Consider the following 12,964-nt stretch of genomic DNA (forward strand, 5'->3'; position numbering starts at 1 on the left):
TAAAGGATTTTGATTAAGAATCCGCAATGTTATTTACTTCGTTATCGCGGTTGTAAAACCACAAAAGGAATGATCATTTCTTGTAGACTTACTCCACCATGTTGGTAGGTATTTCTGTAATAACTAACGTAATGGTTGTAGTTATTTGGGTATGCAAAAAATAAATCTCCTTTTGCAAAAATAAAGCTACTACTTACATTTATTGCAGGCAGGTGAATGTCCTTTGGCTTTTGTGCAGCAAGTACATCTCTATCTTCATAGGTTAGACTTTTACCCGTTTTATAGCGTAAGTTTAAACTGGTATCACGGTCTCCCACTACTTTTGAGGGGTTTTTTACATTGATCGTTCCATGATCTGTTGTGATAATTAGCTTAAACCCTAATTGTTGCGCCTGTTGGATGATTTCTAACAGAGGCGAATTTTTAAACCAACTTTGGGTAAGCGATCGATATGCTTTATCATTAGAAGCAAGTTCTTTGACTACTTCCATTTCTGTTTTACTATGACTTAACATGTCAACAAAATTATATACGACTACAGTCAAGTCATTATCCTTTTGGGATTTAAAATTGTCTGCAAAACGTCTTCCTCCTTTTAAGCTGGTAATTTTGTGGTATTCGCACTTAATATCTAGTCCTAGGCGCTTTAACTGTGCTTTCAAAAACTCTTCCTCATATAAATTTTTACCACCTTCATCCGTATCATTTTTCCATAGCTTCGGGTGCAAACGTTCCATGTCTGCAGGCATCAGACCAGAAAAAATGGCATTTCTGGCATACTGCGTGGCAGTCGGGAGAATACTATAATAAGGTGTTTCAATATTCTTTTTATAATAGTTGTTGACAATAGGTTCAAAGGCTTTCCATTGGTCAAAGCGCAAATTATCAATAACCACCAAAAGTGTTGGTTGGTCTTTGCTTAATTCAGGCTCGATCATATTTTTAAACAGCGTATGCGACATGACCGGCGCATCATCATCGTTAAACCAATCTTTGTAATTGTTATCTACAAACTTGGCAAACTGGGTATTGGCCTCTACCTTTTGAGATTCTAAAATCTCGATCATACCTACGTCTTCAATATCTTCCAATTCAATTTCCCAATAAATAAGCCGTTGGTATAATTCTGCCCACTCTTCAAAAGTATTAACCATCGACAGGTCCATTGCAATCTTTCTGAATTCCTGTTGGTAGTTGGAGGTTGTTTTTTCTGAGATTAGCCGTGAGTGATCAAGATTCTTTTTTAGGCTAAGTAATATCTGACTTGGGTTAACCGGTTTAATAAGGTAATCAGCTATTTTACTTCCAATAGCTTCCTCCATAATATACTCTTCCTCACTTTTGGTGATCATCACTACAGGAATATTGGCCTGTTTTTCTTTTATTCCAGATAAGGTCTCTAGGCCGGTAAGGCCCGGCATATTTTCATCTAAAAAGACAATATCAAAACTATCTTGGTCTATGACTTCGATGGCTTCAGTACCACTTTGACAGGTAGTAATGTCATAATTTTTTTGTTCTAAAAAGAGTATATGGGGCTTTAAAAGATCGATTTCATCATCGACCCAAAGTATATTTATCTTGTTCATTATATGTAGCTATATTTGCGTACCACTAATCCTTGAGCTGTTTGAGTAAAAGTAATAAACTTAAGATTTTAAACGACCCGATTTACGGATTTATTACGATTCCGAATGAAGGCATATTTGACCTGATTGCTCATAAATATTTTCAGCGTTTACGGCGTATTTCACAAATGGGATTATCGTATTTGGTATATCCTGGTGCACATCATACTCGTTTTCATCACGCTTTAGGTTGCATGCATCTTATGAAAAAGGCGGTTAATGTACTGCGGTTTAAGGAGGTGGCGATTTCTGAAGATGAAGAAAATGCGTTATTACAAGCCATTTTATTACATGACATAGGGCATGGACCGTTTAGTCATGCAATGGAGCATAGTTTAGTTGAAGAAGTTTCACACGAGGAGATTTCACTCCTCTTTATGGAGAACCTTAATGCTGAATTTAACCAAAGTTTAACGCTAGCTATCAAGATATTTAAAGGTGAATATCACCGGAAATTTTTAAATCAGTTAATATCAAGTCAGCTTGATATGGATAGAACTGACTATTTAAAACGAGACAGTTTTTATACAGGCGTCGCTGAAGGTAACATTAATAGCGAGCGTATTATCACCATGTTAAATGTGGTAAACGATGAATTTGTGGTAGAAGAAAAGGGAATTTACTCCGTCGAAAAATTTCTTGTTGCGAGACGTCTTATGTATTGGCAGGTATATTTGCATAAAACCAGTCTGGTTGCCGAGCAATTACTGATTCGTGTTTTGAAGAGAGCTAAAGAATTATGTGCTTCAGGAATAACTGTTGAGGCCAGCAAAGCTTTTTCTTTCTTTTTAAACAATAAGATTACGAGTAGCGATTTTAATGAGGATGTACTGGATATTTTTTCAAGACTGGATGATGTTGATATCCTTTCTGCAATGAAAGAATGGATGTATCATGACGATTTTGTGTTGAGCAATTTAAGTCAAATGATTATTGAACGAGATCTTTTAAAAATCGAAATTTCGGATCAAGTACAACAAGATCAGGCTAAAAAACCGCATATTGATTATTTGATAGATACATATAACATTTCGGCTTATGAAGCTGGCTATTTTGTATTTAGTGGTGAAATTTCGAATCAGGCATATACGGCTATTGATCAAAACATTAATATTTACTACAAAAATGGAGAGGTAAAAGATGTTACGGAGGCTTCTGATCAGTTTAATTTACGATCGTTATCAAATAAAATAACGAAGTACTATCTATGTTACCCAAAGCGGAAATGATCTTCTAAAAATTTTTATTTTTGCGATAATGAAATTCACAGCCAACCAAATCGCAGGCATACTTGAAGGAACCATTGAAGGTAACCCTGAAACCGAGGTTTTTAAACTGTCTAAAATTGAAGAAGGAGCCGAAGGGTCCCTTACATTTTTAGCGAATCCAAAATATACTCCACATCTTTACACGACGAAGGCTTCGGTCACCATAGTTGATAAAAATTTTGAAGCAGAAGCTGATTTTTCAACCACACTTATTCGGGTTGATGATGCCTATAAATCGTTTTCAAAACTATTAGAATACTATAACCAGGTAAAAATGAATAAAACCGGGATTGAACAACCGGTATTTATCGCTGAAAGTGCTAAATATGGTGAAGGGGTTTATATTGGTGCATTTTCTTATATAAGTGAGAATGTGCAAATTGGAGATAATGTAAAGATTTATCCAAACACCTATATCGGAGACAACGTGACTATTGGGAATAACGTGATTATTTTTTCGGGAGCTAAAATTTATTCTGATTGTGTAGTTGGTAATGATTGTGTGATTAATAGTGGTGCTATTATTGGTGCCGATGGTTTTGGTTTTGCCCCAAATAAAAAAGGCGAATACAGTAAAGTACCGCAAACTGGAAATGTAATTCTAGAGGATCATGTGGATATTGGAGCTGGAACAACGATTGATAGAGCGACTCTGGGTTCAACAGTGATTAGGAAAGGTGTAAAGCTTGATAATCAAATTCAAATTGCTCACAATGTCGAAATTGATGAAAATACAGTAATCGCTGCTCAAACAGGTATTGCCGGTTCGACGAAAATTGGTAAAAACTGCATGATTGGTGGGCAGGTAGGCATTGTGGGTCATATAGTTATTGGTAATAACGTAAAAATACAAGCACAATCGGGGATTACCCGCAATGTAAAAGACAATGAAGTCATTCAAGGTAGTCCGGCTTTGGGCTATGGCGATTTTAATAAATCATATGTTCACTTTAAGAACCTACCAAAATGGGTTGATAAAATTCATAACATCGAAAAACAACTGAAAAACGATGATTGAAACTATTACTAGCAAACAAACTACAATTGAAAATGAAGTTACCCTTACGGGCGTAGGGCTTCATACGGGTAAGGAGGTGACACTTACGTTTAAACCAGCTCCGATAAATCACGGATATGCTTTTGCTAGAATTGATCTAGAAGGAAATCCGATTATTGAGGCTGATGCCAATTATGTCATCAATACCCAGCGTGGTACCAATCTGGAAAAGAAGGGCGTGAAAATTCAAACTTCTGAACACGTGCTTGCTGCGCTTGTAGGTTTGGATATTGATAACGTATTAATTGAGCTAAATGCGTCTGAACCCCCTATTATGGACGGTTCTAGCCGATATTTTGTAGAAGCTCTCGAAAAGGCCGGTAAAGTAGAGCAAGATGCACATAGAGAAGAATATGTGGTTAAAGAAGTACTTTCTTACAGTGATGAAGAGTCAGGTAGCGAAATCACAGTAATACCTGCCGATGAGTATCAGGTAACTACTATGGTCGATTTTGGGACTAAGGTATTGGGAACTCAAAATGCGACTATGAACCATATCTCAGACTTTAAAAAAGATATTGCCGATTCAAGAACATTTAGTTTTCTTCACGAATTAGAAGCGCTTTTGGAGCATGGGTTGATAAAAGGGGGGGATTTGAATAATGCCATTGTGTATGTAGATAAAGAATTGTCCGATGACACGATGGAAAAGTTGAAAGTGGCATTTGGTAAAGATTCCATAAAGGTAAAACCAAATGGGATTTTAGATAATTTGACATTACATCATCCTAATGAAGCTGCAAGACATAAATTGCTGGACGTTGTTGGCGATCTGGCGTTAATTGGTACTCGTATCAGAGGAAAGGTAATAGCGAATAAGCCTGGACACTTTGTGAATACTCAGTTTGCAAAAAAAATGTCCAAAATCATAAAAAATGAACGCCGCAACAATGTTCCTTCTGTTAATTTGCATACTAAGCCTTTAATGGATGTAAATCAAATAATGGAAATGTTGCCACATAGACCTCCATTTTTATTGGTTGACAAAATTTTAGAATTATCCGAGAGTCATGTGATTGGTATGAAGAATGTCACGATGAACGAACCGTTTTTCGTTGGACATTTTCCAGGTGCTCCTGTGATGCCAGGAGTATTACAAATAGAGGCTATGGCTCAGACGGGAGGGATTTTGGTTTTAAGTACGGTACCCGATCCTGAAAATTACTTGACATATTTGTTAAAAATTGATAACGTGCGGTATAAGCATCAAGTAGTTCCCGGAGATACGCTCATTTTTAAACTAGATTTGATATCCCCGATAAGAAGAGGGATTTGTCAAATGCAAGCTAGAGCATATGCAAATGGTAAATTGGTCAGTGAAGCCGAAATAATGGCGCAAATTTCTAAAGTAAAAAACAACTAATTATGAACCAACCCTTAGCGTACGTTCATCCTAGTGCGAAGATTGCCAAAAATGTGGTAATCGAACCATTTACTACAATAAGTGCCAATGTAACCATAGGTCAAGGCACATGGATTGGTAGCAATGTAACAATAATGGATGGTGCTCGTATTGGTAAAAACTGTAATATATTCCCAGGTGCTGTAATATCGGCCATACCGCAAGACCTTAAGTATAACGACGAAGAAACAATCGTTGAAATTGGCGACAACACTACCATTCGCGAGTGTGTGACCATTAATCGCGGCACTGTTGATAGGATGAAAACCAAAATTGGTAAAAACTGCCTATTAATGGCATATAGCCACGTTGCGCATGACTGTTACGTAGGTGACAATTGTATTTTTTCTAATAACAGTACATTAGCGGGGCATATAACCGTAGGTGATTTTGTTGTTTTTGCAGGGATGACTGCAGTACAACAGTTTTGCTCTATTGGGAGTCATGCTTTTGTAACGGGCGGATCCTTGGTAAGAAAGGATGTTCCCCCGTACGTCAAAGCTGGCCGTGAGCCCTTATCGTATGTTGGGATCAACTCCGTCGGACTTAGAAGACGAGGTTTTACTACTGATAAGATTCGCGAAATACAAAACATATATAGAATTCTCTATCAAAAAAATTATAACAATACACAGGCTGCGGCAATTATAGAGGCAGAAATGGAAGCAACGCCGGAAAGAGATGAGATTCTTCAATTTATAAAAGATTCACAAAGAGGTATCATGAAAGGATATCTAACAGGTAACTAAACAAAACAATAAAATGGCAACAACGTCAGATATACGAAACGGACTTTGTATTAAATACAACCACGATATTTTTAAAATCATCGAATTTCTTCATGTAAAACCGGGAAAAGGCCCCGCTTTTGTAAGAACAAAACTAAAGAGCGTCACTACCGGAAAAGTAATTGACAATACCTTTTCGGCTGGACACAAAATTGATGAGGTACGAGTAGAGACACATAAGTTTCAGTATTTATATAATGAAGGAGATACCTATCATTTTATGAATACTGAAGACTATAACCAAATAACCCTTCAAAAAAGTACCTTAGATGCTCCCGGATTGTTAAAGGAAGGAGCGGTAGTAACAGTCTTGATTAATACTGAAGATAGTATGCCTCTTTCGGTCGAAATGCCACAAAGTGTAATTCTTGAAGTAACAGCAACTGAACCAGGGGTTAAGGGAAATACTGCTACTAATGCGACCAAACCGGCTACAGTGGAAACAGGTGCGACTGTAATGGTACCTCTATTTATTAATGAGGGTGACAAAATTAAGGTAGAGACCGAAAAAGGAAATTACAAAGAGCGTATCAAGGAATAATGAAATTTCCGCAGCCACAACGTCTGGATTATATCGCTTCAATCATCAATACCACTACTTATGTTGGTGCTGATGATTTTCCGGTTTTAGGAATGAACGAAATTCATGTGGTGACTCCCGGTGACATTGTTTTCGTAGATCATCCTAAATATTATGATAAGGCCCTGCAATCTGCCGCAACTATCGTTCTAATTAATAAAGAAGTAGAATGTCCGGAGGATAAGGCACTGTTGATTTCAGATGATCCTTTTAGAGATTTTAATCGGTTAACCAAGCATTTTGCACCTTTTGTTGCATCTAATGCTGCAATTTCTGCTACGGCTTCAATAGGCAGTCAAACACAGATTCAACCCAACGTATTTGTGGGGAATAATGTGAAAATAGGTGATAATTGTATTATCCATTCCAATGTGAGTATTGGTGACCACTGCATAGTCGAAGATAATGTAATCATACATGCAGGTACCGTACTTGGTGGCGATGCTTTTTATTATAAGCGAAGACCAGAAGGATATGATAAGCTGCTATCATCTGGTAGGGTGGTAATCAAGAAAAATGCTGAGATAGGTCCGCTTTGCACAATAGATAGAGGTGTTACTGGTGATACAACAATAGGAGAGGGTACTAAATTAGATAGCCAAGTGCATGTGGGGCATGATACCATTATTGGCAATCATTGTTTGATAGCGGCTCAAACTGGTATTGCAGGATGTTGTGTGATAGAGGATGAGGTTACGTGTTGGGGACAGGTCGGTACTACAAGTGGTATTACCATTGGTAAAAAGGCGGTTGTTTTAGGTCAAACCGGAGTTACAAAGTCGATTGAGGGAGGAAAAGTATATGCAGGGACGCCAATTGAAATTGCCAGAGATCGATTAAAACGAGTTGCAATGACAAAAGACATTCCAAACATTAAAAAAGAAATTAAAGCACTGAAGAAGAATGAGTAAAAGCGAAAAGGAAATTGTTAGAGACTTTTATGAGTCTGATTTTATGCACAATATTAACGTGCTTAAAAACCACTTGCATGAGGATTGCCAGTTACATTGGAATAGTAGTAAAGGCTTTACTATTCTTGGGTATGACCAACTTGTAGCGCTTATTGAAGAAACAGGTAAATCATATGAATCTATAAGAGGGGAAATAAGTCATTTATTACAAGACGATAATTTTGTTACTGTACGATATACCTATATCGCGCGAACTATAGAGCAACCAGAAAAGGAAAGAGCAATCGCTCATTTTATTACTATTTGGGAAATGAAAGACAATAAAATGTATCGCGGTTACGAGATGAGTCAACTAGCCGATGAAGATCCAAAAAATATTCAATCATATTCACAGATAAAAGTCTAAAAAAAGCTTTTTAAAATAGCCTTCAACAATTATTTTTGTCGGGCATAAAATCATCATAAATGAGTGTACTTGTAAATAAAGATTCTAAAATAATTGTTCAAGGTTTCACAGGTAGTGAAGGAACTTTCCACGCTGGTCAAATGATCGAGTATGGAACCAATGTAGTAGGTGGCGTTACTCCCGGAAAAGGTGGACAAGTACATCTAGATAAGCCTGTTTTTAATACGGTTGAAGAGGCCGTTGAGAAAGTGGGGGCTGACACCTCTATTATTTTTGTGCCACCAGCCTTTGCTTCTGATGCTATTATGGAAGCAGCTGACGCTGGAATTAAAGTAATTATCACTATTACAGAAGGTATTCCGGTTGCTGATATGATTAAAGCATATGATTATGTGCAAAAGCACGATTGCCGTTTGGTAGGTCCTAACTGTCCTGGGGTGATAACTCCAGAAGAAGCGAAAGTAGGAATTATGCCAGGTTTTGTTTTCAAAAAAGGAAAAGTAGGTATTGTATCTAAATCAGGAACATTAACATATGAAGCGGCAGACCAGGTGGTAAAACAAGGTTTGGGTATTACAACCGCTATCGGTATTGGTGGAGACCCTATTATCGGGACTACTACAAAAGAGGCCGTAGAACTTTTAATTAACGATCCTGAAACTGAATGTGTAGTGATGATCGGGGAAATTGGTGGACAGTTAGAAGCTGATGCGGCAAATTGGTACAAACAAAGTGGTTCTAAGAAACCGGTGGTTGGGTTTATTGCAGGTGAAACGGCGCCAGCAGGGCGTACCATGGGACATGCAGGAGCCATCGTCGGTGGTTCTGACGATACTGCGCAAGCCAAAAAACGTATCATGAGAGAATGTGGAATTCACGTAGTTGACTCTCCTGCCAAAATTGGCGCGAAGGTGGCCGAAGTATTGCGCTAGCCTGTTAAAAATTTTATAAAAAAAACGCTGTTTGAATCCATCCTCATACCTTGGGGGTGGATTTTTTATTAATCAATATTTAACCGAATGAAAATCAATAAAATACTTGCGTTGGTTGGGCTGTCTATAGCTGCAGTTAGCTGTAACACTAAGGAAACCAAATCGTATAAAGTAACGTCCCAAACAGATGCTAATGGCTATACCTACGAGACGGTTGAAAACGACCCGACAGGTTTACGACTTTACACCTTAGAGAATGGTCTAAAAGTTTATCTAAGCAAAAACGAGGAAGAACCCAAAATTCAAACATTTATTCCAGTTCGTGCAGGTTCTAAATACGATCCTGCTGACAATACAGGGCTTGCTCATTACTTGGAGCACATGGTATTCAAGGGTACTGATGAGATTGGTACAACAGACTACGAAGCAGAAAAAGTATATCTCGATCAGATAAAGCAATTATATGAAGATCATAAGGCCGAAACCGATCCAGAAAAGAAGAAAGCTATTTATAAAAAGATAGATGAGGTATCTCAAGAAGCTTCTAAAATATCTATTGCGAATGAATATGATAAAATGGTTGCTTCTTTAGGTGCAGAAGGTACCAATGCTTGGACATCATTTGAAGAAACGGTATATATGAATAAAATACCTGCGAATGAGGTTGACAAGTGGTTAAAAGTAGAAAGTGAGCGTTTTAGTCAGTTGGTGTTGCGTTTGTTCCACACTGAAATGGAGGCGGTTTATGAAGAATTTAATAGGGGACAAGATAGTGACGGAACCAAAAAGTACTTTGCCGTTTGGGAAGAGTTGTATCCTACACATCCTTATGGCACACAAACCACTATTGGTACCTCTGATCATTTGAAAAATCCTTCATTGGTAGCGATTCAAAATTATTTTGATACGTATTATGTTCCTAATAATATGGCTGTTGTAATGGTGGGTGATCTTGATTATGACGAAACCATAAAAAAAGTAGATAATGCATTCGGTAATTTTAAATCAAAAGAAGTGGTGCACCCTACTTTTGAAAATGAAGCACCAATTACTGCACCTAAAGTGAGAGAGGTATATGGTCCTACTGCAGAATCTGTTTATGTTGCTTATAGAACAGAAGGAGGGCTTGGTAGCAAAAATGAAAAGTATATTTATTTAATAGACTGGATATTAGCAAACAGCCAAGCGGGATTGATTGATTTAAATCTGAATCAATCTCAAAAAGTACAACGAGCTAGTTCTTTTGCCAGTTTCAATATTGACAATGGGGTACATTTTTTAGATGGTACTCCGAAAGCAAATCAAACGCTTGAGGAAGTAAGGGATTTACTATTATCACAAATAGAGGAAATTAAAAAAGGTAATTTTGAAGAATGGATGATCGATGCGGTAGTGAACGATCTAAAACTGAATGAGATGCAGCAATATGAGGATGCGTCATCTACTGCGTTCTCTTATGTTGATGCCTTTACTAAGTTCCAGGATTGGAAAGAAAAAGTGAGTTTTGCTGATGACTTGCGTAAAATCACAAAACAAGAGTTGGTTGATTTTGCAAACGAACACTACAAGGATAATTATGTAGTTGTTTTTAAACGAAAAGGAGTTGATGAGAATATCGCGAAAGTTGAAAACCCTGGTATTACTCCGGTAGAGCTGAATCGGGATAAGCAATCTGATTTTATTAAGACTTTTAATGCGATTCCTTCGTCTAAACTAACCCCTAAATATGTTGATTATTCCAGTGAGATTAAGAAAACTACCACCAAATCTGGTTTAGAGGTTTCTTATATCGAGAACAAAACAAATGATCTCTTTAACCTTAATATCATTTTTGATATGGGTAGAGATAATGACAAAAAATTAGCCACCGCGATAGGATATTTAGAATATTTGGGTACTGATAAATATTCACCGGAAGAACTTAAAAAGGAATTTTATAAACTAGGCATAAGTTATTATGTAAGTGCGGGTAATGACAAGTCATATGTGGGTATGAGAGGCTTAAAGGAAAACCTACCAAAGGGTCTAGAGTTGTTAGAGCACTTATGGTCTAATGCAGTTGCTGATCAGGAAACTTACAACAAGTATATTGAAAAGGTGGCGAAAGGCCGTGAAGACAACAAAACTCAAAAGTGGAGTATATTACAAAGAGGTCTTGTTAATTACGCTAAGTATGGAGAAGACTCTCGCCAACGTGATATCATTCAAGTAAGCGATTTAAGAGATATTGACCCTGAAGAATTGGTAAATATCGTAAAAGACTTGCGCAACTATAAGCAACGTGTTTTCTATTACGGAAAAGATGTTGAAAATGCTGTTGCTTCTTTAGATGAAAAGCATACGGTTCCTGCTAGCTTAAAAGATTATGCTCCTGCAAAGAAATATGAAGAAAAAGAAACCGGTGGGAATGTGTACTTTGTGAATTATGATATGGTTCAAGCCGAAATGATGTTTGTGGCTAAAAGCGATCCTTTTTCAACCGAAAACTTAGCAGCATCAAGATTATTTAATACTTATTTTGGTAGTGGATTATCATCTATTGTTTTCCAGGAAATTCGCGAGTCTAAATCCTTAGCATATTCAGCATACTCATTTTACGCTAATGCATCTAAAAAGGATGAGTCTAATTATGTAATGGCTTATATAGGAACGCAAGCGAATAAAATGCCGCAGGCAGTTGATGCGATGCTAGATCTTATGAATGACATGCCAGAGTCTGAAGAACAATTTCAAGCCGCTAAAGAGTCTACTCTAAAGAAATTGGCTGCAGAGCGTATTACCAAATCAAATATCTTCTGGAGTTATGAACGATTGCAAAACCGAGGCATTGATCACGATATTCGAGAGGATATTTATAACGCTGTTAGCAAAATGACAATGGCCGACCTAAAAACTTTTTTTGATAATAACATTAAGGGAGAAGAGTATAATATGGTAGTAATAGGTAATAGAAATGATGTTGATATGAAAGCCTTGGAAAAAATGGGTAAAGTGCAAGAAATGAATATCGACTACTTATTTAACTATGAATTAGCTAAAAAGGATATTGAGATTCAGTAAATAATATAGGACTTTGTCTAGTTAAGAGCAGTTGAAATCTACTTGATATATAAGATTTAAGTATGATCGGACTGCTCTTAATTTTTTATAAAAGAATTGATATAAATCAACTGCTTACTTATGTATCTTTGATATTAATAAGTATTAAACAAACAACAACCATTTAAATATTCTAGTGTGAAGTTATTAGAAGGAAAAACTGCCATTATAACTGGTGCCAGTAGAGGTATCGGTAAAGGTATAGCAGAAGTTTTTGCAGTCCATGGAGCGAATGTGGCTTTTACCTACAGTTCATCGGCTGAAGCAGCGAATAAGTTAGAGGCTGAATTAAATGCTCTTGGCGTAAAGGCAAAGGCTTATAAAAGTAATGCTGCAAGTTTTGAAGAAGCCCAGCAGCTAGTTGCTGATGTTTTACAAGAATTTGATACCATTGATGTGTTAATTAACAATGCTGGTATAACAAAAGATAACCTATTGATGCGAATGAACGAAGAAGATTTTGACAAGGTGATCGAAGTAAACTTGAAATCTGTTTTTAACATGGTAAAGGCAGTGCAGCGAACTATGTTAAAAGCTCGAAAGGGATCAATCATTAATATGAGCTCAGTCGTCGGTGTAAAAGGTAATGCTGGTCAAGCAAATTATGCAGCATCGAAAGCTGGGATTATAGGTTTTTCTAAATCGGTAGCTCTAGAACTTGGTTCTAGAAATATTAGAAGTAATGTGATCGCTCCTGGTTTTATTGAGACTGAAATGACTGCAAAACTTCCTGAAGATGTTGTAGAAGGATGGAGAAGCAATATACCTTTGAAAAGAGGGGGCACTCCGGAAGATATAGCTAATGCTTGTGTGTATTTAGCAAGCGATTTATCGGCTTATGTTACAGGACAGGTGTTGAATGTTGATGGTGGAATGTTAACTTAATACAGCTA

At 37.0% G+C, this 12,964-nt stretch carries 11 protein-coding genes; 10 read left to right on the forward strand and 1 reads right to left on the reverse strand.

Going from position 1 to position 12,964, the window contains the following annotated elements; all coding sequences use genetic code 11:
- Positions 1-41: 41 nt before the first annotated feature.
- On the reverse strand, positions 42-1,589 hold the full coding sequence (locus tag ABN763_RS01530) for a PglZ domain-containing protein (protein WP_410483642.1): 1,548 nt from the start codon (positions 1,587-1,589) through the stop codon (positions 42-44).
- A 41-nt stretch (positions 1,590-1,630) separates the two neighbouring features.
- On the opposite strand from ABN763_RS01530, the gene ABN763_RS01535 reads away from it, so the two are divergent.
- The 10 genes from ABN763_RS01535 (at position 1,631) to fabG (ending at position 12,956) form a co-directional block, all read left to right on the forward strand.
- On the forward strand, positions 1,631-2,857 hold the full coding sequence (locus ABN763_RS01535; protein ID WP_410483643.1) for an HD domain-containing protein: 1,227 nt from the start codon (positions 1,631-1,633) through the stop codon (positions 2,855-2,857).
- A 28-nt stretch (positions 2,858-2,885) separates the two neighbouring features.
- On the forward strand, positions 2,886-3,914 hold the full coding sequence (gene lpxD, locus ABN763_RS01540) for a UDP-3-O-(3-hydroxymyristoyl)glucosamine N-acyltransferase (protein WP_410483644.1): 1,029 nt from the start codon (positions 2,886-2,888) through the stop codon (positions 3,912-3,914).
- Positions 3,907-5,316: a bifunctional UDP-3-O-[3-hydroxymyristoyl] N-acetylglucosamine deacetylase/3-hydroxyacyl-ACP dehydratase gene (locus tag ABN763_RS01545; RefSeq protein WP_410483645.1), complete on the forward strand. Its 1,410-nt coding sequence runs from the start codon at positions 3,907-3,909 to the stop codon at positions 5,314-5,316. Before lpxD ends, ABN763_RS01545 begins: the two co-directional genes overlap by 8 nt.
- Positions 5,317-5,318: 2 nt before the next feature.
- Positions 5,319-6,104 (forward strand): acyl-ACP--UDP-N-acetylglucosamine O-acyltransferase, encoded by a 786-nt coding sequence (gene lpxA, locus ABN763_RS01550; RefSeq protein WP_410483646.1) that lies wholly within the window; start codon positions 5,319-5,321, stop codon positions 6,102-6,104.
- Positions 6,105-6,117: 13 nt separating this feature from the next.
- The gene (efp, locus tag ABN763_RS01555) at positions 6,118-6,684 is read left to right on the forward strand and encodes an elongation factor P (RefSeq protein ID WP_410483647.1); all 567 of its coding nucleotides are present in this window, start codon (positions 6,118-6,120) and stop codon (positions 6,682-6,684) included.
- A complete protein-coding gene (locus ABN763_RS01560; RefSeq protein WP_410483648.1) occupies positions 6,684-7,634 on the forward strand; it encodes a UDP-3-O-(3-hydroxymyristoyl)glucosamine N-acyltransferase in 951 nt (316 codons plus the stop codon). Before efp ends, ABN763_RS01560 begins: the two co-directional genes overlap by 1 nt.
- Complete coding sequence (locus ABN763_RS01565; protein ID WP_410483649.1) at positions 7,627-8,040, forward strand: nuclear transport factor 2 family protein; 414 nt, start codon at positions 7,627-7,629, stop codon at positions 8,038-8,040. Before ABN763_RS01560 ends, ABN763_RS01565 begins: the two co-directional genes overlap by 8 nt.
- Before the next feature lie 59 nt (positions 8,041-8,099).
- Positions 8,100-8,972: a succinate--CoA ligase subunit alpha gene (sucD, locus tag ABN763_RS01570; RefSeq protein ID WP_410483650.1), complete on the forward strand. Its 873-nt coding sequence runs from the start codon at positions 8,100-8,102 to the stop codon at positions 8,970-8,972.
- A gap of 87 nt (positions 8,973-9,059) precedes the next feature.
- Positions 9,060-12,032, forward strand: coding sequence for a M16 family metallopeptidase (locus tag ABN763_RS01575; RefSeq protein WP_410483651.1), 2,973 nt, complete (start codon positions 9,060-9,062; stop codon positions 12,030-12,032).
- Positions 12,033-12,209: 177 nt separating this feature from the next.
- Positions 12,210-12,956, forward strand: a complete 747-nt coding sequence (gene fabG / locus ABN763_RS01580) for a 3-oxoacyl-[acyl-carrier-protein] reductase (RefSeq protein ID WP_410483652.1) — start codon at positions 12,210-12,212, stop codon at positions 12,954-12,956.
- Positions 12,957-12,964: the final 8 nt, after the last annotated feature.

It is taken from the genome of Spongiivirga sp. MCCC 1A20706, assembly GCF_046524175.1.
Lineage (GTDB): Bacteria > Bacteroidota > Bacteroidia > Flavobacteriales > Flavobacteriaceae > Spongiivirga.

Coding starts and splice junctions, on each gene's coding strand:
- ABN763_RS01530 (WP_410483642.1), bottom strand. CDS start 1,589: ATGAACAAGATAAATATACTTTGGGTCGATGATGAAATCGATCTTTTA.
- lpxD (WP_410483644.1), top strand. CDS start 2,886: ATGAAATTCACAGCCAACCAAATCGCAGGCATACTTGAAGGAACCATT.
- ABN763_RS01545 (WP_410483645.1), top strand. CDS start 3,907: ATGATTGAAACTATTACTAGCAAACAAACTACAATTGAAAATGAAGTT.
- lpxA (WP_410483646.1), top strand. CDS start 5,319: ATGAACCAACCCTTAGCGTACGTTCATCCTAGTGCGAAGATTGCCAAA.
- efp (WP_410483647.1), top strand. CDS start 6,118: ATGGCAACAACGTCAGATATACGAAACGGACTTTGTATTAAATACAAC.
- ABN763_RS01560 (WP_410483648.1), top strand. CDS start 6,684: ATGAAATTTCCGCAGCCACAACGTCTGGATTATATCGCTTCAATCATC.
- ABN763_RS01565 (WP_410483649.1), top strand. CDS start 7,627: ATGAGTAAAAGCGAAAAGGAAATTGTTAGAGACTTTTATGAGTCTGAT.
- sucD (WP_410483650.1), top strand. CDS start 8,100: ATGAGTGTACTTGTAAATAAAGATTCTAAAATAATTGTTCAAGGTTTC.
- ABN763_RS01575 (WP_410483651.1), top strand. CDS start 9,060: ATGAAAATCAATAAAATACTTGCGTTGGTTGGGCTGTCTATAGCTGCA.